The following is a 25296-nucleotide window of genomic DNA, read 5'->3' as shown; positions in this document are numbered from 1 at the left end:
GAAGCGCAGCAGCATCACCACGGCTTCTGCCGTGCAGAAGCCCAGCAACTACCCGTCCCCGACAGCTGTTTCGAGGGGGTCGTGGTGTGCCCGGCCCCCTGCTACGCAACCGATCCACACGCGGCCCATGCCAGGCCCCCATATCCTCGGTACCGCCGTACCCGCCACCCCGGAGGTATCCGATGACCAGCTCAGACACGCCGGACCAGCCCGTCCCGCAGGCCGACACGGCCGCAGCCCTGATGGAGCGCCTGGCCGAACAGCTCGGTAGGCGGGCCTCGGTGTCAGCCGTCTTCGGCGAACCCGTCACCAGCGACGGAATCACCGTCATTCCGGTCGCCGAAATCGGCTTCGGATTCGCCGGGGGCACGGGCCCCGAAGCCGGAGCCGCCAACACCGGCCAAGGAGGGGGCGGAGCCGGCGCCCGCCCCCGCGGCTACATCGAGATCAAAGACGGCACCGCCACCTACAAACCCCTCCGAGCCCCCTGGGTGAATGTCGCCGTACCGCTCGCCGCCCTCCTGGCAGGAACCGTCGTCCCCCTGCTCGTTCGCCGCCTCGCCAAGCGCAGCCCTCGCTGAACAGCTGCAACGACGAACCAGACATCAACTCACGTACCGCCCTCTCAAAGCGAATGAATCAGTAGCTGTCGTAGCTGGGCTTTCCGTTCGGCCGGTAGATGCCGAGGACGGTGCCGCCTTTCGTCGTCGAGACGCTGACGGGTTCCAGCGCAGTGGGGATCGCTCCGTCGGCGAACAGCCGCTTGCCGGTGCCGATGATCACCGGGTGGATGGTCAGCCGGTACTCGTCGACGAGGTCGTGCTGCATGAGGGTCTGGGCGAGGTCGCCACTGCCAACGACGTTGATGTTGCCGCCGTCGGATGCCTTCAGCGTGCGCACGGCGTCGACGACGTCGCCCTCCAGCAGCGTGGAGTTCTGCCACTGGACGGACGTCAGGGTCCGAGACGCCACGTACTTGTGCATGCTGTTCATCCGATCGGTGAACGGGTTATCGGGATCGGCGGTCGGCCAGTACGACGCGAAGATCTCGTACGTCTTACGGCCCAGCAGCATCGCGTCGGAGAGCTCGTACCAACCCGTGATGGCCGAGCCGACCTCGTCGTCGGACACCGGCTTCTGCCAGCCCCCGTGCTTGAAGCCGCTCCCCGCGTCCTCGTCCGGACCGCCCGGCGCCTGCATGACGCCGTCCAGTGTCAGGAACGTACAAACGATGATCTTGCGCATGATGTGCTCCCTTCGTCGACGGGTAGACCGTACGGCCGCCGGAAACTCATCGGCGGAACTTCCGTGACGCAGCACCACGGTGTCTCACCGCGATGCCGGATCCCACAACCGGGGTCCGGCAGGCAACTCCGCTGTGATCATCACGTTCGGTCAGGTCACTCTGACCGCCGCCGACGGCAGCGTCTCCAACTTCAACATCAATATCGACCAGCGCAGGAGACATGGGCAGAACTCAACGCCTGGGCCTCAGTGCTCAGGCGCCGAGCGGAGGACTCCTGCGGTCAGCTGTCCTTCGCGGTGGCCGTTCCGTTTTTGTCGGTGGGGTTCCTGGGGCGTTTGTTGGGGCGGTAGCTGGGGCCGTTCATGATGACTTGGTGGCTGGTGTTGATCAGCCGGTCCAGGAGCGATTCGGCGACGACGGGGTTGGGGGAGCAGGGGATACCAGTCGCTGGGTGCCCGGTTGCTGGTGATGATCAGGGAGCGGGCCGTCTGCACCGCGACCTCCAGGGCACGGTCCTGGGTAATGACCTGGCCGTTCACCTCAAGGCATTTCCGCGTCCGCTGCGCGGCAGAAGCGGGACCGGTGAAGAAGTTCAGGGCGTCGATCGCGTATATCGACCACGCCTCCACCCCGCCAGCCAGGCGGACCCGGTGCCGGGTCTCAACAGCGGAGAACGGGTACGTGGCACGGATCCGGCCGCTCTGGCCCGGGTTGAAGGAAGTCCTTCCGGCCCAGCCCAGCGAGAACCTCTTCACCCCTCCGGCCAGCTGTGGCCGCCACCGACTCCGTACCGGGCGCTGCTTCTCTGACCCTTGGCTTCTTTCACCGTCTCCCAACGTGTCAAACGCTGGGATCTCAACGCCGTGTCAGCTTTCCTAAGCCGTTGCCCGCCGGACTCGGTAGCTCCAGCGTGCGAGCGACCGGACGACGGTCTCGGCTCCAATGGGATTGGCGCTGTGAACGAAGACCGTTCCGATACGGAAAGGCCGTGCGTTGAAGGCGGCTTCTTCCATAAGGGTCACTACGGGCAAGATGCTGTCGTCGCCGCCGAGGTCATGGTCGAGCCAGAGTTCGTCGATGAAGGTGTCGTGGTGCTCTTGCAGGAGCTGGATACCTTCGCTGCTGGTGCGGGCGATCCGTGTGGCTCTGGGCAGCGGCCGGAGGTCGTCAATGCCGAGGATGACGGGCGGCGTTGGTACGGGCGGGTTCTCTTTCACCTGACCATCATCCCAGTAGAACAGTCGAGCGACTTTGCCCCCGTTGTTACTTGTGACGGCGTCTCATGGCCGCTGTCGGATCCGGCAGCGGGCTTGACAGCGCTCGTGAGATCCCGACACGAATTTGGAGACCCGACATTATCTGTAGGTGCTCACCAGCCGTTGCCGACGCGACTGTCTTGACCTTGGGTGTCTCGCGGCCTCACACCGAGTAATTAGGAGATGGCGAGGTTGCGGGCGGTCAGGGTTTCGGAGTCACCCGCACCCTGGACCAGGCGGTGGGCCTGCAGTTCTCCTACAACTACTCCAGCCCCGCCCAGCTCGGCGACCGTAGGACACCTTCGAACGTAACCTGCGCCAGCCCTCACCAAGCTCAACCCTCACGGTATCTTCGACGAAGCTGTATGCGCTGAGTGCCAGGCACTCAGTGCGTAGCCAAAGCTGGGGCTGTCACGCGCTGCGGCACTGTCAGTGCTGGGTGCAAAGATCGCGGCCTGGTTATGTGTGACTACTTCTCGGCCGCCGATGACAGTGCGGCGGTGCGCGTCCTTGACGAGCCCGGTGGGCCGGATGGTGCCCTGTTCGACGTGGTGGCGCTGAAGGGCATCGATCCGGTTGTCGTGATGGCGCAGCTTGAAGCGATCCTGACTGGCTGCACCTTCGATGAAGCGTCCAAGCGACCGCGAAGCGGGCAGTTGCTCTCGTCTCCGGAGGCCGAGAGTGCTTTCATCATCAGTGTGTCCGACACCCTCCAGGAGGCTCTGGCGACAGCAACCCGCGATTCCCTTGTCGAAGCCGCTGGACCCTGGGCCGAGACTGATGAGCTGCGCGGGAACGGGGTCACGGTCGACACGGCGGCCGAAGTGCTGGCCCTGCTGGCTGGGCTGGCTGGCCGTGCAAGGTCGTCGGGGATGCGCTTGTTCTGCTGGTGGGCGCTCTGAACTGAACGTTGCCGGCCACGCTCGCCATTGCTGTGGCAGCGCCCAGCGAGCGGCGTTGGCTCGGCTTAGCGGTGGGCTGCGGGGGCGAGGCGGATGCTGCGCGCTTCCACTCTGGTCCTTGCGGCGGGGGACGGTGTTGAGGGTGATGCCGCGGAAGGAGCGGGTCCACCCGATCAGCTCGCCGCCGTAGGCGGAGTTGGCCCAGGCCGCGGTGATTTCGGGGGCCAGGTGGCGTTTGTGTCCGTCACGCTCACCCGGCTGACCTCCCAGCGGCAGAACGACCACGCCGCGTTCCAGCAGCGCGATCTGTCCTGCACCGACCACGTCTCCCTCTGGGGCGACGGCATCCACCTGTGTATCCGGCTGGACGAAGCCAAGGCCGTGGTCCTGGTAATGATCGGGGTACGTGCCGACGGCGCCAAAAAGCTGGTCGCGATGACCGACGGCTACCGCGCGTCGGCCGGTGCCCGGGTGGACCTGCTGCGCGACTGCGCCCGCCGCGGCATGCGCGCCCCCGTACTCGCGGTCGGCGACGGCGCACTCGGTTTCCGGAAGGCACTGCGCGAGGTGTTCCCCGAGACCCGCGAGCAAAGATGCTGGGTCCGCAAGACCGCCAATGTCATGGATGCGCTATCCAAGTTCGCGCAGCCTGCCGCCTGATGGACCGCCCCCGGCTGGCCCGTGTACCCGAAGCAGGGCAGGCCGGGGACGGCGGTGTCAGCCGGTGCCCGCTGCGGGGGCGAAGGGTCCGTCCAGGGCAGCCCATTGCAGGAGCACGATGGTCTTGCCGTCGGTGATACGTCCGTCGCGGACCATGGCGAGGGCGTCGGCGAAGGGCAGTTCGAGTACTTCGATGTCCTCGCCGTCCTCCTCCAGTCCGCCGCCGGTTCCGGTGCGGTCGGCCGGGGTGTAGGGGGCGGCGTAGAAGTGCAGGCGCTCGGTGACCGAGCCGGGGCTCATGTAGGCGTCGAGGACGTGGGTGAGCGGGCCGAGAGTGATCCCGAGTTCCTCTGCGGCCTCGCGCCGGACGGCGGCGAGCGGATCGTCGCCGTCGAGGAGTCCGGCTGCGGCTTCGATGAGCATGCCGTCCGGATGGTCGTTGACGTAGGCCGGGTAGCGGAACTGGCGGGTGAGCAGCACCCGTCCGCGTTCGGCGTCATACGGCAGGACGACTGCGCCGTTGCCGCGGTCGTACGTCTCGCGCTGCTGGGTGACCCAGCGTCCGTCGCGGCGCCGATAGTCGAAGGTGGTGCGACGCAGTACGTGCCAGCCCTGGGAGGTGAGCTCCACGTCGCGGACCACGACGTCGGGGTTGCGGTCCAGGTCACGCCCGGTGCGGTCGAGGCCGGTGCGGCCGCGGTGGTCGGGCGTGTCGATGCCAGGACGGGCGTTCACGCGGTCTCCTGTGCAGTGCGGCCCGGGATCTCGGCCACGTCGTAGTAGACGGGCAGGCCGCGGCGGCGGGCGGTTGCGACGTCCTGATCGGCTCCGGTGGAGTCGCCGGGGAGGCGGAGTACCGCGTCGCAGTGGGCGAGCAGGCGCTCGGCGGTCGGATAGAGAACCTGGTCGGCGAGGGGGTCGTTGGGGCCCGCGCCGGCCGAGCGCAGTACCGGCAGGGCGACCCACTCCCCGATCACGGGGAGGTGACCGGTGGCGAAGACCGGCCATGCTGCCGCTTCGAGACGGGCGAGGTTGGTGGCCATGGCCTGCGGGTCGCCGTCGGTGCCGGAGCGGTAAGGCCCGGCGATGAGGATGAGCATCGGCTTGTCGGTCATGGCGCGCTACGATACACGCAGAAACGTGCAAGAACGGGAGAGAACACGGATGCTAGCTGCTGAGCGGCGCGACCACCTGCTGGGTTTGCTCGCCCGCGAGGGCAAGATCGTCGCCAAGGACGTCGCCGCCGACCTGGGCATCTCCGAGGACAGCGTGCGCCGGGACCTGCGCGACCTCGCGGCCGAGGGACTGTGCCAACGGGTCTACGGCGGAGCGCTCCCCGCGTCGCCGGCCGTCGCGGACTACACCGCCCGGCAGGCCGTCACCCCCGACGGCAAGCGGAAGGTCGCCGCAACGGCCGCCGCGCTCGTGCGGCCGGGCAGTGCCCTGATCCTGGACGGCGGCACCACGGCCCTCGCCGTCGCGCACGCGCTCCCCGCGGACCTGGCCTGCACCGCGATCACCCACAGTCCGACGGTCGCGGTCGCGCTACTGGAGCGTCCGCAGGTCGAGGTCTTCCTGCTCGGCGGCCGCGTCTTCAGGCACTCGGCGGTCGCCTGCGGCGCGGCCGCAGTCGAGGCGGCCCAGAACATCTCCGCCGACCTTTGCCTGCTCGGCGTCACCGGCGTTCACCCGGAAGCGGGGCTGACCACCGGTGACGCCGAAGAAGCCGCGATGAAGCGCGCCCTGGCCGCGCGGGCCGCGGAAACCTACATCCTTGCTTCGTCCGAGAAGATCGGCACGGCTTCACGGTTCCGTGTCCTGCCCTGGGAGGAGATCAGCGGACTGATCACCGACGCCGACCCCCACCACGCAGTCGTCGAGCAGCTCACGGCGCGCGGTGTGGAGGTCCTGACAGCCGGCTGAAGGCGACGGCCTGAACATACGAATCGCAGGAGATGCAAGGCATCAGCCCACCACCGTGGTTCAGACACCCACAGGAATTGACGGTTACTCCGGCCGCTGCCCCGTTCAACGGGTGTGCTGACCGACGACTTCCGTACAACTGGCGCATCACGCGAGAGGCACGGTTCGTGGGTTGAGGACGTGGTCCGGCTCGCCGTACCAGGCGTGCTGTCCCGAGGGGTCCACGGTCACGCCGAATTCGGTGACCGGAGGGCGGCCCTGTTGTGCGTACCAGGTGAAGGCCCGCACTACCTCCGCCCACAGGTCTCGCGGTCCCCACGCTTTCACGGCGTCGGCTTCCCACCAGTCGCGGTAGCGCACGATGGTGGCAGAGGTGCCGGCCTGGTCGACGAACTGGACCTTGCGGTCGACACGGTCGCCCCGGTGCGAGAACGAGACATCCGCAGTGTGCAGTCCGATCACGAAGTCCTGCTCCCAGCCTGCTTCCAGGACCTCTGCCGGGTCGAGGGGAGAGGAGCGGGTGGCGCACTGATCGGGCACGTTCAGAGCTCGGGCGGGCCGCTCACCTCGGATCCACATGTACGCGGCACTCCCGGCGAAGTGGCCGTGCGCCCGGTCGCCGCGTACCGTTAGCCGCAGCAGCCCGGAGTTCGCGTACGTGGTGCCGAACGGCGTGACGATCACTGCGTCGTGCGCGCACTGGCCAACCCACGCCGATGGAACGGTGCGGACTGCGGCCGTGCTGATGATCCGGTCGAACGGAGCATGCTGCGCCACACCTGCCATGCCGTCTCCGCACACCAGGCTGGGCGTATACCCGGCGCCCTTGAGGTTTGAGGCGCCCCATTCGGCGAGGTGACGGTCGACCTCGATCCCGACGGTCCGCTCGCTGCCGACGCGCTCGCACAGGAGCGCGGTGTGGTAGCCGGAGGCGTAGCCGACGTCCAGGACCCGATGGCCCGCATCCAGGCCGAGCTGCTCCAGTTTGGTGCACACGATGTCGAGGGCGGACACCGAGGAGGTGAACTCCCCATCGGCCGGCCCCTCCGGCGCCGTACGGCCGTCGTCCAGTTGCGTGATCACGGACTGATGGGAGTCCCACACTGCGCGGCGCCACGCATCCTCGTCCGCCTCACGGTCGAGGAACCGCCAGCGCCCGCGCTCGTCCCGCTCGGGCACCCAGGCCCGAGCGGGCACGAACAGCTCGCGGTCCACCGCGTCGAACGCCGCCCGCAGCCAGGGCGCATGCAGGCACGCCTTCGCCTCCAGGGCGCGTCGGCAGACCGTGCGATAGTCCACCGGGGCCTACTTCTGCGGCCGGGAGCCGTCAGGACTCGGCGGCTCCGGCGGCGGCGTCCACGGCTTGTCGTCCGTTTCCCCACCGTGCTTTCCCGCCATCGCTCCGCCTTCCGGTTCGCCCCGCCAGGGGTTCCGACAGGATCCGTGCGCTCCCATTGAACCCTGTCTGCCCCTGTCCGGGGACAACTCGCCACCCTCACACCAGACTTGCTGGTTCCCTTCCGGTCGCCCTGGGTTGCCGCCCACCGTGAGCAGAGCCCCCTTGGCCGACACGCAGGACAGTGGACAGGTTGAGCAAGTAGGTATGCATCTTCACTGGTTGCGGGCGCATGTGAAGTGAAGATCGGCGAGGACATCCCTGAGGACGTCCTCGTTCGGGGACGTCACCACGCCCTGCGGCCGGACGGACAAGGCACAGCGCTTCTCCTGCGACGACAAGATCCAGTCATCCACAACGCCGCGGCACGGAACGACATATGCGTGACCGCGTGCTTCACCGGACTCACCCGTACCTTCGGCATGCAGCCGTGCGGCACGAAGGAGCCGTATGAGGACCAGCAGTTCATCCAGATCCCGGGGACGGGTTCATCAAGGTGGCGGGGACCAGGTCAGGATGCATGACCGCGTCGGCTGAGGGCGGCGAGGCCCACGAACAGGACCGCACCAAGGACGGCGACGCCTTGGCCCCGCAGAATTTCACCATTGAGGCCGCCGCGCCGTAGAGGTCCACCATGAGAGCCCTCGCCAGGCCGCGTACGGCGCTCTCGGTATCGGGGGACTCGGTACCGGCTGAGCGGGCCAGGGGCCTGTGGCCCGTTGGGCGGAGTGGATCGGCGTCCGCTTGTGGAGGTGTGGGGGCGGGAAACCTGTATTGGTCATGGACATGCTAATCTCCTGGGCTCCGTCGAATGTGTTGGCTCGACCCGAGTTGAACCAGGAGACTCCATGACCGCCTCTTCTCGCTCTCCGCGAGCCCCAGGGGCCTTACGCCTCGCGTTAGCCGCCGGCACTGCGGCACTGCTCGTCCTCGGCAGCGCCGGGGCGGGCGTCGGCGCTATCCGCCCCACCCCACCCGCCACCACCCCAACTGTCCGCGTCGCTCCCGCGCCCGTCCGTTTCCTTGGCGGCTACACCGCCGCCGAGGCCGCGCAGGCAGCGCGCCGCATCCACGCGGTGATCCGCGCCGATGGCCCCGCTGGTTCCCCGTCCGATGCTGCCGGCGACGCCGTACGGGCGGCGCTCTCCCCGGGAGCCGGCCCGGATGCCCAGCAGCGGGCGGCGGCGCTTTCCGGCCAGGGAGAAGGAGCCGACGCCGGTAGGCTGCAGCCGCTCGCCGCCGGACTCCCGCCGCACATCAGCCTGGACGACTGCCGCGACCAGAAGACCCGCGGCGACGGCAGCGGCAAGTACCACGGCTGGGTGCGGGACCACTACTCGTACTGCCAGTGGGACACCATCACCTACAGCATCTACGACGTCTCCAAGGCGGTCTACTTCGGCAGCGTCAAGTTCCGGACCACGCTGGTCGGCTGGGGCGCGCGCAGCAACGACCCGGCCACCGGGCGCCTGGCCGGGTTCCGGCTGGCCATCGACCGCTTCTCGCTTCCTTACATGGATGTCGACGAGGGCAAGGGCAAGATCCCGGAGTTCAACCCGGGTGCTGTGCTCGGCTCTCCATTGGAAATCGGGATGGAATGCGTCGGGGGTCCAAATCCCGCCTCATCCTGTGCCCCACGCAGCGGCGGCTATCGGGTAGAGCCTGTTTCCCTATGGCTCGCCCAGAGTCGTGCTGGGCGAAGCGAGTTCTCGTACTCGTTCGGCTCCGACCCGTCGGTCGGCGACCAGAAGACCCGAGAGAAGCTGGCGTCCGGGGTGTTCGCCGGGATCTTCGGGGCGTACGATCCGCAAAAACCGCCGACGACGAGCCGCATTGAGGCGTGCCTGAAGGGGACTGAGGACGTCGCCTGCACATTCCCGGACTACGTGCGCTTCGACTCCGCACGCTACCTGTGGACGCCTCGGCTTCAGAAGCAAGGCCTGCTGTTCAACCAGGGCACGGTCTTCCCGCGCGTGATGCCGTTCCTGCGGTATCACACCGACCCGTCGTACGGCATGCCGCAGGCGGCCCAGCACATCCTCGACGCGTTCACCCAGCCCGCGAACACCGACCCGAAGTGGGCGGGCAAGACGATCCCGGGCAAGTGGCCGGGCAAGGACTACGTCCCCGGCGCAGCCGGCGACTTCCTCCACCGCATGACGGGGAAGGAGAACAAGAAGACTGTCCGCCAGAACCGCTACTACGCGAAGAAGACCTGCATCGCGGTGTCGGCGCCGAACGACTACGTTGTCGATCCGGTCACCGGGCGGCGCAGCCGCGAGTGCGACGAGTTCCCGTTCGCGTCGACGAAGGAGGGCGCGGCCACACTCGACAACGCGGGGAACCTTGCGAACCGTTACTCCGCGCGCGCCATCGACGGCTCGCAGAACCGTGCGGCGGGCAACGAGCTCGCCGACTGGTACGCCCTCGATCGCATCCTGGACGGTGACCAGTTCAGCATCGACGTGGTGAACGACGCCGATGCCGCGCACTCCACCGTCGCTTCTCCGGCTTCCGCGACCGCACCGGCCACCGCGAACGCTGGGGCATATAGCGTCCCGAAGGCTGCACAGGCAGCCGATCCGACCGAGGCCTGGCACGGCCCGGTCAAGCTCTTCACCCAGGCCAACGAGTACGTGCTGGCGGTTGCGCAAGCCGGTGGCTCCGGCACTCGGACCGTGGAATGGTCCGACCTCGACGCCGACGAGCAGTGGTGGTGGTTCGAAGACGGGCCGGGCGGCACGACCGTCCTGCACCCGGCGCACGACACCTCGCTCTGCCTCGACGACGCAGGGAGCACCGCGAACGCGAGCCCGCTGCGCGTCGCCACTTGCAACAACACCTCCGCACAGCAATTCGTGTTCGCGCGGGTGTCACAGACACGCCAGGACTTCACCCTGCGGCCCGCCTCGGACCAGGCACAGTGCATCGACGCACTGCAACAGAACCAGGGTGACGTCCCGCAGATGTGGGCGTGCAGCGGAGTACCGCAGCAACGCTGGGAGTTCGCCGCCGACGACTGATCGCTCGCGCCGCTCACTCCGGCCAGTACTGCACCAGGTACCGCTCCGCCCCGGGCCCGTCCTCATCAAGGTCGGCGAGCTCCGGGGCGGAGCGCCCTGCAGCCCTGGCCCGCACCACATACGGCCCAGGAGGCATCATCGGAAAACCGGCCGAGGTGAACGCCGGGCCTCCCGGGCCCATGTCCCCGGCAAACAGGTCGTCCATGACGTCCCATCGGCCGTGCGACTCCCACCCCCACTCCGACTCTCCCTCGGCCTTCCCCGGCGGCGGCGCATCCCACCCCTCGATCGCGAGTGTCACGAGTTCGCCGCGTGTGAAGATCAGTATCTGATCCCCTCCCGGCCATCGAAACGCTTCGGCCTCCGGCTCCCGCTCCCGAGCGGACTCGGCCACCAGCGGCTCCGCGTCCCCTTGCTGCGCCGCATCCCCCACCAGCACCTCGTGGCTCTCGGCACACACCACGGCCTCTACCCGGAACACTCGCATCGTTGCCCCTCCGCCCGGCTGCGGGCTATCTGCTCCGTTTGCGACGGCCACTCGACGGTACACGTGGTGCACCCGAAGGTCATCGCCGGTCACCCGGAACGATCGGCATGCCCAGGGTGGGGAGCGTCCAATGCGCTCAAACGCTTCCGGGCCGTAGCCACCCGTTTCGACGAGCGTGCCTACGTCTTCCACGGAACGGTGACCGTTGCCTCGCTCCGGTTGTGGCTCCGCTCGTGACACGTCAACAGCCCGATCAGGGGACATCCTGACCGATCGCGCGGATCACGTCGGCGAGCCAAACCAAGTGGTGACCCACTGCCGGGTCCTGGCGAGCAAGCAGATCCTCAACGTGCTGCCATGACTCCGAAAGCTGTCCGATTGTGAGGTCCTGGGGCTCAGCGTCGATCCTGTAGAGCTCGTCGGCTGGGACAGACCAGAAGAGGTCTTCCTTGAGCGTCACCATGGGCCCGGCTGACGATTCAATGTGCCGAAGTGCCATGTCAAAAGCTCGACGAAGTTGATCGATCGTGATCTGCACGGGTTCGGTAGCCATGGCGCCATCTTTACTCAGCCACCTGCACGACCCATCGGACAGGCCCTGACGTCTTACGGACCCCGAACAAACCGGTAGTCATTGGTCGGCAAGGTAGGGCGATGCCTGGGTGAGGTAGAGGCGGGCGTAGGCGCGGTCCTGTGCCATGAGTTCCTTGTGGCTGCCGTCTTCGGTGATGCGGCCGTCTTCGAGGAGGTAGATGTGGTCCGCGGCGCGGATGCTGGAGAAGCGGTGGGATATCAGCACGATGGTGCGTCCCGTGAACAGCGCGCGGATATGGACGAAGAGCTCGGCCTCGGCCTGGGCGTCGAGTGCTGCGGTGGGCTCGTCGAGGATGACGAGGGGCGCGTCGCGGTAGAAGGCGCGGGCCAGGGCGAGGCGTTGCCACTGGCCGCCCGAGAGATCCGTGCCGTCGGTGAACTCTTTGCCGAGCGGTGTCGCGTAGCCGTTGGGCAGGGCAGTGAGGAAGGTATGCGCGCCCACGGCCTCGGCGGCGCGGCGGGCGGCGTTGGGGTCGGGCGGCGTGTCGGGGTGGCCGAAGGTGATGTTCTCCGCGGCGGTGAATTTGTAGTGGGTGAAGTCCTGGAAGACCACGGCCGTGCGCTCGCGCAGCGGGGTGGGGTCGGTGAGGGGTGTGCCGTCGAGAAGCAGGCAGCCGTGCTGAGGGGTGTAGAGGCCGGAGAGGATTTTGGCGAGGGTGGTTTTGCCCGAGCCGTTCGTGCCGACCAGGGCGATGATCTGGCCGGCGGTGAGGGTGAGGCTGATGTCGCGGAGGACCGGGCTGTCTGCGCCGGGGTAGGTGAAGGTGAGGCCGCGGGCCTCCAGGGTGCGCAGAGTGCTGGGGCGGGACACTCTTGGCTGCCGCAAGCGTGGTGGGGTGAAGGTGCGGAGGTCGTTGAGGTAGAGGATCTGGTCGCTGGTGGTGGTCAGGAGGGTGCTCACTGTCGTTGCCTGGTTGGTGAGTACGGCGAGTGCGGCGGCGGCGGTGAGGGCGGTGGCCGGGGCGAGCAGGCCGGTATGGGCCAGCCAAGCCACGGTGGCGAGGCAGGCGGCCGCGGTGAGGGTGCTGGTGAAGCGAGCGGCGACCTGCCGCCAGGCAAGGGAGCGCACCAGGGCACTCTCCTGATCGATCTCAGCCGTGTAGTGGTCGTTCCAGCGCTGGCGCAGGAGTGGGCCGAGGCCGAAGGCGCGGATTTCCGGGGCGCTTTCGCGGCTGGTGAGCAGTTGTTCGGTGTACTGGCGGGTCCGCCTGTTCTCGGCCAGGTCCAGGTGCAGGCCGTAACGGGCTTGGCGTACGCGGCGGGCGGTGCGCAGCACGGGCAGGGTGATGAGGAGCAGGGCGGGCAGCAGCCACCAGGCCATGACCACAAAGGAGGCCGCGACCGCGACCGTGAGAACGGCGGTGTGCAGGAGCCGGGTCATGGTGATGACCATGACGAGTGGTTGCATGCGGGAGGCGAAGACGGCCCGCTGGAGGCGGTCGTGGAAGCCGGTGTCCTCGAAGTGGGCCAGATCGGCGCCGACGGCCGCATCCAGGACCTGTGCGGTGGCGAGACGGTCCACCCTCAGCCGCAGGAGTCGCAGTGTGTTCTGCATGATGATGCTCAGCACCCCGCTGGCCAGCGTGATGGCGGCCACTGCGGCTGCCTCTGCCCATGCCGCGGCCAGCCGTCCGCCCAGCCCCGCGCCGCCCGACCAGGGGGTAGTGCGGGTCAATACCGTGCGGGTGAGGAGCAGAGTGATGCTCAGCCCGGCGCCCTGGGCAGCCTGGGTGACGAGGATCCACACCAGGCGCCGCCGGTCGGCGCGCCAGGCCAAGGAGGCGGTGAAGAGGGCAACCTGGGCGGCCTGGCGCGCCGACCATCTTGGGGTATCGGGGGTCACGGGGGAGGTCCAGCGGTGAGGTGGGCCAGGGCGTCCTGCCACGTTCCGGTGTGGACGGTGAGTTCGCGCGCGATCGCGGCCATGGCGTTCACGGCGGCCCGGGGCGCTGGGCGGACCAGCCAGTTGACGACTTGGGCCAGGTAGCGGGCTCGGGTGGGCGGGCCGCCCAGGGGGCTGGCCCATGCTGCCGCCACAGGCATCGTGGCTCCCGCTCCCGTCACCTGAAGGAGCCCGCCGGGCAGCAGGACGGCATGGGGTTCGGGCCGGATCCGCCAACCGACCCGCTGAAGCCGGGCTGCGCGTACGACCAGGTCCGACATCCAGTTTCGCGGGAAGAGCACCGCCTGCCCGCGTGGATGCACCAGGGTGCCGCAGCCCAGCGTCACCTGCCCTTCGGCCAGTGCGGTGAAGCCGGCCAGCACCCGTCCCAGGGTCTCGGCCAGTTCCTCGGCGGTACGAGCCCGGGTCAGCAACTCGCCGCCCCGGAACAGCAGATACAGGTTCGCGGGGCGCTCGACGATGAGTGTGACGGGTAGATATCCGGGATGCGGGACCGAGGCCAGCGGCCCGGCCGCCTCCCTGGCCTGCTCCCCGCGGGTCGCCAGCCCCAGTAGGCGGCCATCGCCGCACCGCACGGCGAACAGCCCATCCACCGGATGGGAGGCCACCTTGACCGAGCAGTTGGTCGGGGCCTCGACCAGCACACCGCCGCAACGGCCGCCGGTCAGCTCGATCAGTACCGCACTCACCTGGTCATACCCCATCGCGGCACGGGGGGCGGCCCCCGGCACCAGCAGCACCGCACTCGGGGTGCCCGAGCGGGCCAGCCCCTCAGCGAGGGGCGCCAGACCGGGTGGTGCAGGCAGGCCGAGCACGGTGCACCGCCCGTCCTCGACCAGGACCACGGAGGCGCGCAGGTCCTGCAACACCTTGGCGTTCGCGGCCAGGTCGGCGCGCAGCTGTCGGCAGAAGCCGCAGGCCTCCGCCACCGCCACCACCAACGTCGGGTGGACAACCGTCAGGAGTGCGACGCGAGCAGCCACCTCAGTAGGCACGCTGCTCGCGGGTGGGGTTTGCTGTCCGGTTGTCACGAAGCCCGCCGACTCCCACATCCGCACGCAGCGCTCGTACTCACCCTCCTGCCCGGCAGCCGGAGCCCGGCCGCGCAGCCAGCCCAACGCCGTTGGCCCGACGTAAGCAGCAGCGGGGCGGTCGCCGTGCAGCACCACCCCACCGTCACCCAGGCCAGCCACGGTCACCTGCGGATGCAACCGGACCGCCACCGACACACCCCTTCAGAGGCCGACGCAGATTCCCAAGACGCAGATGAGGCCGCTGTTTGCACAGCAGGGGCGTGTGACGCTGCAAGAGTCACCGACGTGCCCGCATGCCATCGGAGCGAGGAAGAGCTCGGTAAAGATCTCCTCGATCTCCGTAACGGTGTCGACGTCCACATCAGGCACGCCGACCGGCCCCTGAGATGCCCGCCCTGCGCGGGCCGCGTATGTTTCCATATCGACAACATGCAGGCAGGACCGGCAAGCCGACAATCGCACACATGACAAAGATGCCCTTTATGTGCTGTTCGAATGCCAGTCCCGCGCCCGTCGGTGCCCGCACGGAACGTCTGACATCGACGCCCGGGCACTGGCAATCACCGAGCCCACTCACACCGTTCTCGTCACGCCATCCGGCATCACGCGTCGTCGAGCACGTCGTTCCCCCGTCCTTAATGAGAAGTCCACGCATCGCCCACGTCGCCCGGAAACGCCCCGCGCTTGCCCGCTGGGCAGTCACACATGCCCCGTACGACATTGCGCCTGTCGAGGATCATCACCCGCTCAGATCATTCCCACGAGGTCTGCTCGTTGACCGGCGCGTGGACGGCTCGTACGCGCCAACGCCCTGGCGCCAGCGGGATGTGTGCCTGTTCCAGAAGCCCACCTGTCGGATACTCGACGTGCAGGCCTCACGTCTGAGCAGCGGTCATCGTGAGGACCACCAGGTCGATGGGGTGACGGCGGTGAAGCCCAGCGACTCGTACAGCGGCCGTCCGAGCCGTGAGGCGGTGAGTGTCACCGGCAGGTTCGCCATGGGCGCGAGTGAGCCGAGCATGACGGCCCGCCCGGCGCCGCGGGAGCGGTGCGTCGGCGGCGTGCCGACCCAGTAGTGGCTGCCGAACCCGTCGTTGACGACGGTGACACCGGCTCCGACCGCCTTGCCGTTGAGGACGGCGATGAACACGTCCACGCCTGGCTGTTCGGTCAGCGTTGCGGGGAACATCTCGCCGGGACGGTAGGGGGCGAATCTGGTCAGCTCGAAGCCCGCGATCGCGATCTGCTCGGCAGCCTGCAGCTCTTGCGTCCGCTGGACTCGTATCACCTCCATCGCGGGGGCGGAGACAGGGCCAGGCGGGCGCACCATTATCGGCATCTGCCAGTTGCGCATGCCCAGGTGGCTCAGGTCGGTGGAACTGAACGGGTCCTCGGCATCCACCGGGCCGGTCGACCGGCCAACCAGCTCGGTCAACTCGGCGAGCTCGTGCGCGTCGGGGTCGGGTTCCTGCAGCAGGATGCGCGTCCCGGCGCGCTTGCCGCCGAGCACGGCGAGGAAGCTGCGCCGGTGGATCACCTCGTGGCCGCGGGAGTTTCCGGTTGCGGCCCAGAACGCGGCGGAGTTGCGGGCCTGGCGCATCGCTGCATCGTCGAGGGCCGTGGGGTGATCCGGACGGTCCTGCCTGATCCGATCCTCGACGCGAGCGTCGGGGGTGGTCTGCGAAGTGTCGGCCACGGGTGGCTCCTGTTCAGTCACTGTGCGGTGATCCTGGCAAAGGGGCGGGCGAGGCCCGAGCAGAAGTCGCCTCGGGTCGTCGCCACGCCTTCAACCTAACGACGCAATGTCCCGGACAACTGGGCCAATCTCAACCGAGATTTCGGAGCCATTCGCCTTCTGCGACCCGTGACCGATGGACCAGCTGGCGGCTCGCCTCGTGCCAGGTGCCACTCCTTACCTTTCCGGGCCAGGGCCCTTCACCGGCTACGCGGGCAGAACGCCGGCCGCGCGGGCCGCCGTCAGCCAGGAGGGGAACTGTGAGAGGAGCCGGTCGTACAGCTCCTTGTCGGTGACCTGTGAGATGTCGTCGACTGCGAAGAAGCCGGTGTTGTCGACACGACGGCCTGTCAGACCGGTTTGAGATCTGCGGTGTCGCGGGGCCGGGGTGGTCGTTGGGCCTCATGTGAGTGGTGTTCGGGGTGGGTATCCATCAGACCTGACGGATGAGCAGTGGGCACTGGTGGAACCGTTGCTGCCGCCGGCACGGGTTGGCCCGAAGGGCGGGCGGCGTGAGAAGCATCCGCGACGGCGGATCGTCGATGCGATCTTCTACGTGGTGCGGACCGGTTGTGTATGGCGGCAGTTGCCGAAGGACTTCGCGCCTTGGCCCACGGTGTACTGGTACTTCTCGTGGTGGCATGACGAGGGCACGGTCGGACGGATCGATGACGCCCTGCGCAGTCAGGTCCGTGAGGCCGACGGCCGCGACGCTGAGCCGAGCGCCGGGCTGATCGACCCGCAGTCGATCCGTACCGCCGACACCGTCCCGGCCGCTACCAGAGGATTCGACGCGGGCAAGAAGGTCAAAGGGCAGTAAGCGGTTCATCGTCACGGACATTCTCGGCCTGCTCCGGCACACCACCACCGATTTGAGACAATCGCGAGGCCGTCTGGTTGCTGAAGTGAGGCTCGAACTCGCCAGTCTGCGTTACCACACACCCAGGATCGATTCCCCGATAAGCGCCCGTTTGTCAATCCCCAACCCTCGGGATTTTCATGCCTGGACTGCCTTGCCACACTCGAATCGCGCACCAGTGCGCTGGCCGCCACCGAGATTCCGGTGTGCGCGAACACGTCGAATATTCAACCTCGGGTAGGGCTCACATGGATCTGGCTGGATTCGTAAGTGTGGGGTACTGATGGCTGCTGGAGCGGCCATCGTGGGGTTCACGAACTCAACGGCGAGTGCTGCCCAGCCCGCCCAGCAGGCACGGCCGAGTGCCCTGGGCGTTGCGAACGCCCAGGTCGTGAACGTGAACAGCGGCAAGTGTCTTGACGTCGCGGGCTGGAGTACGCAGGACTGGGCGCGCGTGCAGCAGTGGACCTGCACCGGCGGCGCCAACCAGCGGTGGACGCTGGTCGACATGGGGAGCGGCCACTTCGAAGTGGTGAACTCCAACAGCAACAAGTGCATGGACGTCGCAGGCTGGAACACGCAGAACTGGGCCGTCGTACAGCAGTGGACCTGCACCGGCGGCGCCAACCAGCAGTGGACAAGGGTCGATATGGGAAGCGGCCACTTCGAAGTGGTGAACGTCAACAGCAACAAGTGTCTGGACGTCGCAGGCTGGAACACCGAGGACTGGGCGACCATTCAGCAATGGGACTGCACCGGCGGCGCCAACCAGCAATGGACCTTCGTATAACGGCCAGCGAATGGGGTCGGCTCTCTCTGCCTGCCGGCCCCAGGCTCACGCCACTCAAACAACGAATAAGTGCCGGGCCATCACAGGAGTCGTAACGGCTTGCCCGTAGACGGCGTTGTCTCCGGCATTACCCGCACGTGCCCCGCCAAAGGGGAGCGGTTCTTCTGACCCGGGAACATTCCGATGAAGGGATCGCCCATTCCCACCAAGTTCGCCGCACTGGCCCGCTTGCGCCCGCCTTCGACGCCGCTGAGCGACGTCCCCAGCCGTAAAGTCGCCCCAACGGGGCATCCACTGGACAAACAGTAGATCCGGAACATGCCGATGCACCCAGCCGTCATCACCCTCGGCAGCCGATTCAACGCAGATCACGCTATGGCAGGTCGCGCTCCTCGGATCCGTTGAGGCTCACGCGGCGCAGCGGGGTCTCGCCCGCCTCGTCCGACCAGGCGCGCGCATACGCCACCGGGTCAAAGGAGAGGACGTGCAGATACAGGTCCTCGGTGACCTCCACCGGCTCCTCCGGGAGGAACACGTCGACGTCGCAGCAGTACAGGTGGGTGCCCTGAGCCGACAGGGTCCAGGTGAGGCCGCCCCAGTTCTGCGTGCCCCAGTGCAGGATCCGGCGTCGGAAGGCGAGTTCGGGGCCCCCGTCGGGGTCCCGGTGGTCGATCAACTGCTGGAGGAACTCCTCGTTGTCCAGGCGGAACCTGAGGAACAAGGATCCGTCCGTGCCGCGTACTTCCGGAATGATGTCATCTGACCACTCGGCCTCGACGAGTTGCAGTACAGCCTCGGAATGCGGGTGTCTTGAGGAGACGCCGAAGAGCTCGGGGCTGAACGGCCTGTTCTCCACGAACAGTTCAAGGTCGGCATCGACGTGCGCCCGGAGCGCATCGGCCTTGCTCCGTGTGAGCGCCTCGGGGTCGCCGGCCCGGGCGGGCGAACGGGCTGCGCGGGTCGATGTCCCGGGACACGATCACCACGGCCGAACCCGCCGGATCCCCGGAAACCACCCCCGACGTCAGAGGGGAGCGATCGCCAGGCGCGGCCCGGATCGCGTTGAACACGGCACGCTGCTCTGGGGTGAGGGCGCTGACGGCGTTCAGGATCCGCTTGCGCGGGGGGCCTTCGTCGCCGCCGGGGACGACGATCCGGGGGGCGGCGTCACACCGTGTCCCACACCACCCCCGGGCTCGATCAGGGTGTCCAGGTCGCGCAGCATCCGTTCCCGGTCCGTCAGTGGAACGAGGCGCCCATCACCGTCAGCAGCACCGGTCCCACGTCCATCGCGAGCAAACGTGTCGGAGCTTCCCCGTCGCCAGTCGACCACGTTCAGATGCCCTTCGCGGGCGTGGTACTGGCGGGCGGCGGCGAGGTTGACCGCCCGCGTTTGTCGTCCCGGGTGGGCGCTTTGACGGGCTGTTCGTCGGGGCCGGCCGCTTTCGGTCTCAGCCCCCGCCTGGCCCGTAGTTGGTCATACCGAGCGCGTGTCGCCAGTCGGCCGGTCAGTGCACGGTATCCGCGCCCACAGCCGGAGTTGGACCTTGGCTGTTACTCGACGCAAGTAAACAACAGGCCAATCACCCATCATGAAATTGCAAAAGCAAACCCATTTTTGGGCATGTCGATCGAGATCATATCCAACTAGTCCGGTTTGACTCTTATTGGGGCACTCTTCAAGACTCATCCCTCATCTCCCCTTTACTTACAGGGGCATTACGTGATGAAGAGGGCTAGTCAAACCAGCATGGACAAGAGAGACATCACCTCTGCGCGCATGCGCAGGGTCATCACCCGAGGCGTCGTCACCACGACCGCGCTGGCCGCCGTCGTCGGCGTGGCCGCGCCGGGCATCGCCGCCGCCACGCCGGGGGACACCGTGGCCGCGGCCTCCGCCGTCGGCACCGACGAGAAGCAGCGCGTCGGCGCCGCGTCCGTCGTCGGCCTCGACGCCACGTGGGACGTCCTCCAGCGCAGCGACCTGGACTTCATCCAGGAGCTCTGGCGCAAGGCCCGGGAGGGTGGCGAGAAGTACGAAGCGGTGCGCATGGCCGCCGAGGAGGCCATGCTCAGCTCCGACGCGGCGGACCACGTACGGTTCATCGTCACGGGCATCCACGAGGCGTACGCGACCGACACCAAGCGCGAGCAGGAGCGCGAGGCCGCCGCCCGCGCCGAGCGGCTCGCGAAGTCGCAGGCGCTGATCGCGGTCGGCATCCCCAACAGCCCCGACCTGCTGGCGCTGAGCGACGACAATTTCGTACGGGCCGTCATGAAGCACGAGGCCGCAGGCCCGCAGGTCAAGGCGGCCGCGGCAGGCGCGCTGGCCCGTGACGCGGCCGCCTGGCGCGAGTTCATCACCAACGGCGCCCGCGAAGCCCACCAGCGCGACGTCGCCAACGAGCTCAAGGAACTTGAGGAGAAGAACCGCGAGGAGGCGCAGCGCCGTCAGGAGCTGGCCGCGCGCAAGAGCACGGCGGCGCTGTTCAACCTCACGCCCTCCGAGGCCATGCTCGGCCTCGGCGACGACAACTTCATCCGCGAGCTGCTGCGCCAGGCCGTGGCCGCCAACGGTCCCGAGCTCTACGCGGCCGCCCAGAAGGCGGCCTTGAGCTCCAACCCGGCCGACTGGCGCGAGTTCATCCACGCCGGCGCCGAGAAGGCGTACAAGGCCGACGCCGAGAATCGGCGGCAGAAGGTCGCCGAGGCCAACAAGCTGCGTCTGAAGCAGATCGCGGCCGCCATGGGCAAGACCGGGGTGAACCCCTGGTTCGTGGCCAAGGCGGACAAGGTGCTGAGCGGCAGCGACGAGGGCGTGGTCGACTTCCTCAAGGAGGAGAACCAGTACCGCGCCATGCGCCAGTCGCTTCAGCCCGCCAGCGGCAAGCCGGTCGGCTTCTTCGTCCGGCAGTCCCGCGTGGACGCCGGTGAGGCATTCGTGGCGCCCGTCGGCCCCAACGGCAAGCAGGCCGACCGCGAGGACGCCACCTGGGTCGTCGTGCCCGCCCTCGCCAAGAAGGCCGACTGCTACTCCTTCGAGTCGGCCCGTGAGCGCGGCTCCTACCTGACGCTGAAGGGCCTGCGGGTCGTCGCCGCCGCGCACGACGGCAGCGACGGCTCCGCCAACGCCGCAACCTGGTGCGCCCGCCCGGGACTTGCCGGGTCCGGCAAGTCCTTCGAGTCGGCGAGTCAGCCGAACCGCTGGCTGCGGCACTTCGACGGTGACGTCTACGCGGCCGACAAGGACGGCAAGAACCGCTTCGACGGCGGCAAGGACTTCGCGCAGGACGCCACCTGGAAGCTGGCCGGCCCGCTCGCGCCCTGATCCGGCCCGGCCACCCCCCTTTTTTCTCAGCAGACCTGAACAGAACGGAACACCCGATGTCTCGGATCATCCGAGTCTCGCTGGCCCTCACCGCCGGCGCCGCAGCCCTGGCCGGCAGCCTCACCGCCGCCCAGGCCGACGAGAACACGGCTGCCCCTGCGGCTGGAACGGCCACCGTGCAGCTGCAGGCGGCCCACAGCGGCCAGTGCCTGACCATCGAGAAGGGCAGTCTGCGCAACGGCGCTAACGCGGTGCAGACCAAGTGCGCCGACGGCGTCGACAGCCAGCTCTTCGACATGGTGCCCACCGGCGACGGGACCCTTGAGCTGCGGCCCAAGCACAGCGGCAAGTGCCTCGAAGTGGAGAACAGCGGCACCACGGGCGGCGCGAACGTCCAGCAGTGGTGGTGCACCGGCGGTGCCCAGATGCACTGGCGCCCGATCCTGGTGGACATCACCAAGGACCTGTACGAGCTGCGCCCCGCGCACGCTCCGGCCCGCTGCCTGGAGATCAAGAGCAGCTCTCTCAACGAGGGCGCGAACGCCCAGCTCTGGTACTGCAACGGCACCACGGCCCAGCAGTGGCAGATCAAGCCGGTCAAGGCCTGAGCACCCCCGAACTTCGAGACGAAACGGATCACTTGATGACTCGGATCATCCGTGCCGCGCTGGCCGTCACCGCCGGCGTCGCCGCCCTGGCGGGCACCGCGAACATCGCCCACGCCGACGCCCAGGACGCGGCCGAGGCCGCCCGGGCCGCCCAGGAAGCCGCCAACACCGCCCGCGCCAACACCGCCGAGGCGGCCGCGCGCGTGAAGCTGCCCGAGGCGGTCGTCCAGTTGCAGGTCGCCCACAGCGGCAAGTGCCTGGAGATCAACAACGGTGCGATCAACGACGGCCTGCCCGCCCAGCAGTGGGCCTGCAACCCCGCCAACACCGCCCAGCAGTGGCGCATGGTGCCCACGGCCAGCGCCTCGTACGAGCTGCGGTCGGTGACCGGCAACAAGTGCCTGGAGGTCGAGAACAGCGGCACCAAGGCCGGCGCCGCCGTCCAGCAGTGGACGTGCACCGGCGGGGCGCAGATGCGCTGGCAGGCCGTGCTCGTTGACCCGGCGAAGAAGCTCTTCCAGCTGCGCCCCACGCACACCGCGGACCGCTGCCTGGACATCGTCAACTCCAAGACGGAGAACGGCGTCAAGGCCCAGTCCTGGTACTGCAACCAGACCGACGCCCAGCTGTGGCAGATCAAGCCGGTCAAGTGAGGCCGGCGGTGATACGTCAGCGGTGGGTCGCGCGGGCGACCATGGTCGCTCTGCTGGCCGGCGGGGGCGTCCTGGCGTCAGGAGTGGCACCGGCATGGGCGGATGCGCCCGTGTCCGTCGCGGTGGAGCAGCAGGCCGACCCGGCGGCGGCCTTGAAGGCCGCCGCGGCGCAGAGCGCCCGCGACTACGTCCACTCGATCGCGACCTCGAAGCTGCCCGCCGAGCTGCGCGTCTCCGCGTGGAACGCGCTGCGCAGCTCGCGGGGGGACGAGGCGATCGCCGAGTGGATGGCACCCGGCGGCGGTTACGCGTACACCAAGCAGCGCCTGAAGGACTCGCGTTCGCAGAACCGGAGCTTCTGCGAACGGGTCGTGGCCACGCACACCGCCGAGTTCTCCCCGGCCGTGCGCGCGGCGGCGCAAAAGGCCCTGAAGGGCTCGGACGCCGACCGTGCCGCCTTCGTGAAGAGCGGTTACGCGGAGGCCCAGAAGCGCGACCGGGCGACCCGTGAGGCCGACGTCCAGCACAAGCTGGAAGTCGCCGCCGGGGACCGTGAGTTCGTCGGCACACTCGCCGAACACGCCCCCGGTGAGCAGGTGCGGGTGGCGGCGCGGTGGGCGCTGCGGGCGGGTGCCACGGACGCGGACATCGCCGAGTTCTACCACTACGGCTGGGCCACCGGCGGGTCCTTGGACCTGGAGGCGTTCCGGCTGTACGTGAGCGACGCGGAGACGGCGCGGCGCGCGGGTCTGACGCAGCTGATCGCGAAGGCGGCGGCCGCCGAGGAGGCTGTCAGGGGCGCCGCCGACGCCGCGAAGGCCCGGGCCGAGGCGGAAGCCGCGTGGAAGGCCGTGTCCGAGCACGCGGGTTCTGCGCAGCAGGCGTGGCAGGCGGAGCAGGAGGCCGCCGCTGCCCAGGCGGAGAACTGGCGGAACATCGCCAAGGCCGCCAAGGAGTCCGCGAACGGGCTCTGGCAGGGCATCACCGATCCCGCTCAGGCCAACGGGACGTCCTGGGCCGAGGAACAGGCGGGAGCAGCCGTGTCGGCCGGCTTCTGGAAGGACATGTTCGAGCGGGCCCGGGAAGCGGAGAACCGCGTGAAGGGCTGATCGCATCGATCGCCCCGGTGTCCGGCCGGCGTGACCTGCCGGCCGGACACCTGAGCCGCCGCGCGGCTCTTTCTCTTTGTCTTTTTCCGATCCTCCCTGCCCTCCATCGCGGTGATGCCTGGGGCAGGGGGTGCTTTCTGTTTCCACAATTGAGGGGAATTCATCCCGTGATGGGTAGATTCTGGCCGAGGGCCGGAAGGCTACGAGGCCGTACGGCGGCGGCAGCCTCGGGGACGCTGTCGGCGACCCTGGTCCTGGCGATCCTCGGTGGCTCGACGAGCGAGGCCACCGCCGCCACGACGGCCCACGCCGAACAGGCGTCGTACACCAAGACCCTGGCCACGCTGGACCGCGTGGCCGCGGCCCTGCCGAAGGCGCCTGGTGCGCCGGCGGCCGCCCCGCAGTCGGAGCTGGACAGGATCAGCGCCGAGCGGGACCGCCAACTCGTCGAGGACTACGCGGAGTTCGACGAGGAGGACGAGGTCCGCGACGCCGCGAAGAAGGCGCTGGAGAGCAGCGACCCGAACGCGGTCAAGGAGTTCCTGGAGCACGGCGAGGCCGAGGCGCGCCGGCGCGCCAAGGACAAGCGTGACGGCACCGACACGAAGAACCGTGAGCAGATCGAGGCGCTGCGGGGCACCGGTGGCCCGGTGTTCAACGCCGAGGTCGAGCGCGTCCTGAAGTCCGACGCCAAGTCACGTGCTGATTTCCTGGCGTTCGGAGCGGACATCGCCCGGGCGCAGGACAAGAAGAACGAGCAGACCGCCAAGGACCGCGCGGCGGAGCTGCGCAAGCGCGTCGAGATGCTCGTCGCCTCCGGTGGGCCCGAGGTCAAGAAGGCCGCCGCGGCCGCCCTGGCCACCAACGACGACAAGGCCATCGCCGAGTTCCTCGAAAAGGGCTACCAGGTCGCGGCCCAGAAGGATGCAGACGACCGGGCCGCCCACGAGAAGGCGCTGAAGGAGGCTCAGGAGGCCGCGGACAAGCTGCGCGACCTGGCCGAGAAGGCTGCCCGCGCCGCCGACGCCCGTACCAAGCTGATCACGGCCCACGGCAACGCGGTCAAGGCCCTCAAGGAAGCGTCCAACGCGATGACTTCCGCGGCCGGTCAGGCGCGCCAGGCGGACCGTATGCTCTCCGCCGACCGGGCTGGCAAGAACCTTTCCTCGTACGACAGTGTCAAGGCCGAGGTCGCCCGCCAGGTCGGTATCGCCACCGACGCGGCGAAGGCCGCCCAGGTCGCGGCCGCGCAGGCCAAGGTCCAGGCCGACGTCCTCGTCGAGACCGGCCTCACCTACGGCACGCAGTGGTCCGAGGTCGCCTCCGGTATCGCGGCGGCGGCGGACGCGGCCGTCAAGGCGAGCACGACCGCCCAGCACGCGGTCGACGCCACCGAGGCCGACGCGAAGGGCCTCAACGCCAAGAACCAGGCCGAACTCCACGAGGAGCAGGCCAAGCAGTGGCGCGCCAACGCCGAGCAGCACGCCAAGGCCGCGGCCACGCTGGCCCAGGCCGCCGACAAGCAGGCCAAGATCGCCGCCGACGCGGCCGCCCGCGCCAAGACGGCCCGCATCGAGGCCGAGAAGGCCGAGAAGCAGGCCTGGGAGCACGCCAAGAAGACCCGCGAGGCCCGCGTCGAGGCCCAGCGCCAGGCGAAGATCGCGGCTGAGCAGCGCGCCATCGCCGAGCGCGAGCGCGACCTGGCTGCGGCGGCGCGGGCCCGCGCCGAGAAGGAGCGCGACAACGCGGCGGCCGCACGGGCACGGGCGGAGGCCGAGGCACGTACGGCG

General features: G+C 68.6%; 20 protein-coding genes and 5 pseudogenes. 13 read left to right on the top strand and 12 right to left on the bottom strand.

What is annotated here, in order from left to right:
* Positions 1-182: 182 nt before the first annotated feature.
* On the top strand, positions 183-581 hold the full coding sequence (locus BG418_RS08155) for a GerW family sporulation protein (RefSeq protein WP_188273058.1): 399 nt from the start codon (positions 183-185) through the stop codon (positions 579-581).
* Positions 582-639: 58 nt separating this feature from the next.
* Here the strand turns inward: BG418_RS08155 and BG418_RS08150 are convergent, their stop codons facing one another.
* Both BG418_RS08150 and BG418_RS08145 read right to left on the bottom strand, forming a co-directional pair.
* Positions 640-1245, bottom strand: a complete 606-nt coding sequence (locus BG418_RS08150) for a dihydrofolate reductase family protein (RefSeq protein ID WP_188273057.1) — start codon at positions 1243-1245, stop codon at positions 640-642.
* Between the two features lie 876 nt (positions 1246-2121).
* Entirely contained in the window at positions 2122-2463 is a 342-nt protein-coding gene (locus BG418_RS08145) for a cyclic-phosphate processing receiver domain-containing protein (protein ID WP_188273056.1), read from the bottom strand.
* Between the two features lie 500 nt (positions 2464-2963).
* Here BG418_RS08145 and BG418_RS08140 point away from each other — a divergent pair, with 500 nt between their 5' ends.
* Together BG418_RS08140 and BG418_RS08135 are read left to right on the top strand one after the other, a co-directional pair.
* Complete coding sequence (locus BG418_RS08140; RefSeq protein ID WP_223184537.1) at positions 2964-3404, top strand: hypothetical protein; 441 nt, start codon at positions 2964-2966, stop codon at positions 3402-3404.
* A gap of 198 nt (positions 3405-3602) precedes the next feature.
* Positions 3603-4061 (top strand): annotated as a pseudogene (locus tag BG418_RS08135) (transposase); the annotation flags it as partial.
* A 60-nt stretch (positions 4062-4121) separates the two neighbouring features.
* Here BG418_RS08135 and BG418_RS08130 read toward each other — a convergent pair.
* Positions 4122-4799: an NUDIX domain-containing protein gene (locus tag BG418_RS08130; protein ID WP_188273055.1), complete on the bottom strand. Its 678-nt coding sequence runs from the start codon at positions 4797-4799 to the stop codon at positions 4122-4124.
* Entirely contained in the window at positions 4796-5179 is a 384-nt protein-coding gene (locus BG418_RS08125; protein ID WP_188273054.1) for a DUF4406 domain-containing protein, read from the bottom strand. The genes BG418_RS08130 and BG418_RS08125 overlap by 4 nt, the downstream gene beginning before the upstream one ends.
* A gap of 49 nt (positions 5180-5228) precedes the next feature.
* Between BG418_RS08125 and BG418_RS08120 the strand changes: the two genes are divergently transcribed.
* Positions 5229-5987: a DeoR/GlpR family DNA-binding transcription regulator gene (locus tag BG418_RS08120; RefSeq protein WP_188273053.1), complete on the top strand. Its 759-nt coding sequence runs from the start codon at positions 5229-5231 to the stop codon at positions 5985-5987.
* A 147-nt stretch (positions 5988-6134) separates the two neighbouring features.
* On the opposite strand, the gene BG418_RS08115 is transcribed toward BG418_RS08120, so the two are convergent.
* Positions 6135-7286, bottom strand: coding sequence for a protein-L-isoaspartate O-methyltransferase (locus tag BG418_RS08115; RefSeq protein ID WP_188273052.1), 1152 nt, complete (start codon positions 7284-7286; stop codon positions 6135-6137).
* 945 nt (positions 7287-8231) lie between these two features.
* On the opposite strand from BG418_RS08115, the gene BG418_RS08110 reads away from it, so the two are divergent.
* Positions 8232-10406, top strand: a complete 2175-nt coding sequence (locus tag BG418_RS08110) for a ricin-type beta-trefoil lectin domain protein (RefSeq protein WP_188273051.1) — start codon at positions 8232-8234, stop codon at positions 10404-10406.
* A 13-nt stretch (positions 10407-10419) separates the two neighbouring features.
* Here the strand turns inward: BG418_RS08110 and BG418_RS08105 are convergent, their stop codons facing one another.
* Positions 10420-10893: a hypothetical protein gene (locus BG418_RS08105; RefSeq protein WP_188273050.1), complete on the bottom strand. Its 474-nt coding sequence runs from the start codon at positions 10891-10893 to the stop codon at positions 10420-10422.
* A 129-nt stretch (positions 10894-11022) separates the two neighbouring features.
* Between BG418_RS08105 and BG418_RS39675 the strand changes: the two are divergent.
* A pseudogene (locus tag BG418_RS39675) lies at positions 11023-11130 on the top strand (IS5/IS1182 family transposase); the annotation flags it as partial.
* A 16-nt stretch (positions 11131-11146) separates the two neighbouring features.
* Here BG418_RS39675 and BG418_RS08100 read toward each other — a convergent pair.
* The 5 genes and pseudogenes from BG418_RS08100 to BG418_RS08080 all read right to left on the bottom strand — a co-directional run.
* The gene (locus BG418_RS08100; RefSeq protein ID WP_188273049.1) at positions 11147-11446 is read right to left on the bottom strand and encodes a hypothetical protein; all 300 of its coding nucleotides are present in this window, start codon (positions 11444-11446) and stop codon (positions 11147-11149) included.
* 78 nt (positions 11447-11524) lie between these two features.
* Entirely contained in the window at positions 11525-13330 is a 1806-nt protein-coding gene (locus BG418_RS08095) for an ATP-binding cassette domain-containing protein (protein ID WP_188273048.1), read from the bottom strand.
* Positions 13327-14589 carry a hypothetical protein gene (locus BG418_RS08090; protein WP_188273047.1) on the bottom strand — a complete coding sequence of 421 codons (1263 nt, stop codon included), beginning with the start codon at positions 14587-14589 and terminating at the stop codon, positions 13327-13329. The genes BG418_RS08095 and BG418_RS08090 overlap by 4 nt, the downstream gene beginning before the upstream one ends.
* Before the next feature lie 727 nt (positions 14590-15316).
* Positions 15317-16120, bottom strand: coding sequence for a GNAT family N-acetyltransferase (locus BG418_RS08085; RefSeq protein ID WP_317453558.1), 804 nt, complete (start codon positions 16118-16120; stop codon positions 15317-15319).
* Positions 16121-16366: 246 nt separating this feature from the next.
* Positions 16367-16513, bottom strand: a pseudogene (locus BG418_RS08080) (VWA domain-containing protein); the annotation flags it as partial.
* Positions 16514-16586: 73 nt separating this feature from the next.
* Here BG418_RS08080 and BG418_RS08075 point away from each other — a divergent pair.
* Positions 16587-17013, top strand: a pseudogene (locus BG418_RS08075) (IS5 family transposase); the annotation flags it as partial.
* A 288-nt stretch (positions 17014-17301) separates the two neighbouring features.
* Positions 17302-17808, top strand: coding sequence for an RICIN domain-containing protein (locus BG418_RS08070; protein ID WP_188273045.1), 507 nt, complete (start codon positions 17302-17304; stop codon positions 17806-17808).
* Between the two features lie 373 nt (positions 17809-18181).
* Here BG418_RS08070 and BG418_RS08065 read toward each other — a convergent pair whose 3' ends face one another.
* The gene (locus BG418_RS08065; RefSeq protein WP_188273044.1) at positions 18182-18664 is read right to left on the bottom strand and encodes a hypothetical protein; all 483 of its coding nucleotides are present in this window, start codon (positions 18662-18664) and stop codon (positions 18182-18184) included.
* Between the two features lie 894 nt (positions 18665-19558).
* Between BG418_RS08065 and BG418_RS08060 the strand changes: the two genes are divergently transcribed.
* From BG418_RS08060 to BG418_RS08040, 5 genes and pseudogenes are all read left to right on the top strand, one after another.
* Positions 19559-21136 carry an AbfB domain-containing protein gene (locus BG418_RS08060; protein WP_188273043.1) on the top strand — a complete coding sequence of 526 codons (1578 nt, stop codon included), beginning with the start codon at positions 19559-19561 and terminating at the stop codon, positions 21134-21136.
* Between the two features lie 56 nt (positions 21137-21192).
* Complete coding sequence (locus tag BG418_RS08055) at positions 21193-21744, top strand: RICIN domain-containing protein (RefSeq protein WP_188273042.1); 552 nt, start codon at positions 21193-21195, stop codon at positions 21742-21744.
* Between the two features lie 35 nt (positions 21745-21779).
* The gene (locus BG418_RS08050) at positions 21780-22397 is read left to right on the top strand and encodes an RICIN domain-containing protein (protein WP_188273041.1); all 618 of its coding nucleotides are present in this window, start codon (positions 21780-21782) and stop codon (positions 22395-22397) included.
* A 110-nt stretch (positions 22398-22507) separates the two neighbouring features.
* Entirely contained in the window at positions 22508-23506 is a 999-nt protein-coding gene (locus BG418_RS08045) for an ALF repeat-containing protein (protein ID WP_317453557.1), read from the top strand.
* 170 nt (positions 23507-23676) lie between these two features.
* A pseudogene (locus BG418_RS08040) lies at positions 23677-25296 on the top strand (hypothetical protein); the annotation flags it as partial.

The sequence above is a fragment of the Streptomyces sp. CBMA152 genome (assembly GCF_014596475.1).
Classification (GTDB): Bacteria; Actinomycetota; Actinomycetes; order Streptomycetales; family Streptomycetaceae; genus Streptomyces.
The sequence above is the reverse complement of the archived record's forward strand: the minus strand, read 5'-3'. Positions and strand labels throughout refer to the sequence as shown.

What these genes read in the sequence shown, in the direction of transcription:
- BG418_RS08100 (WP_188273049.1), bottom strand. Translation starts at nt 11,446, where the DNA reads ATGGCTACCGAACCCGTGCAGATCACGATCGATCAACTTCGTCGAGCT.
- BG418_RS08110 (WP_188273051.1), top strand. Translation starts at nt 8,232, where the DNA reads ATGACCGCCTCTTCTCGCTCTCCGCGAGCCCCAGGGGCCTTACGCCTC.
- BG418_RS08140 (WP_223184537.1), top strand. Translation starts at nt 2,964, where the DNA reads ATGTGTGACTACTTCTCGGCCGCCGATGACAGTGCGGCGGTGCGCGTC.
- BG418_RS08105 (WP_188273050.1), bottom strand. Translation starts at nt 10,893, where the DNA reads ATGCGAGTGTTCCGGGTAGAGGCCGTGGTGTGTGCCGAGAGCCACGAG.
- BG418_RS08155 (WP_188273058.1), top strand. Translation starts at nt 183, where the DNA reads ATGACCAGCTCAGACACGCCGGACCAGCCCGTCCCGCAGGCCGACACG.
- BG418_RS08150 (WP_188273057.1), bottom strand. Translation starts at nt 1,245, where the DNA reads ATGCGCAAGATCATCGTTTGTACGTTCCTGACACTGGACGGCGTCATG.
- BG418_RS08070 (WP_188273045.1), top strand. Translation starts at nt 17,302, where the DNA reads ATGGCTGCTGGAGCGGCCATCGTGGGGTTCACGAACTCAACGGCGAGT.
- BG418_RS08060 (WP_188273043.1), top strand. Translation starts at nt 19,559, where the DNA reads ATGGACAAGAGAGACATCACCTCTGCGCGCATGCGCAGGGTCATCACC.
- BG418_RS08120 (WP_188273053.1), top strand. Translation starts at nt 5,229, where the DNA reads ATGCTAGCTGCTGAGCGGCGCGACCACCTGCTGGGTTTGCTCGCCCGC.
- BG418_RS08055 (WP_188273042.1), top strand. Translation starts at nt 21,193, where the DNA reads ATGTCTCGGATCATCCGAGTCTCGCTGGCCCTCACCGCCGGCGCCGCA.
- BG418_RS08125 (WP_188273054.1), bottom strand. Translation starts at nt 5,179, where the DNA reads ATGACCGACAAGCCGATGCTCATCCTCATCGCCGGGCCTTACCGCTCC.
- BG418_RS08050 (WP_188273041.1), top strand. Translation starts at nt 21,780, where the DNA reads ATGACTCGGATCATCCGTGCCGCGCTGGCCGTCACCGCCGGCGTCGCC.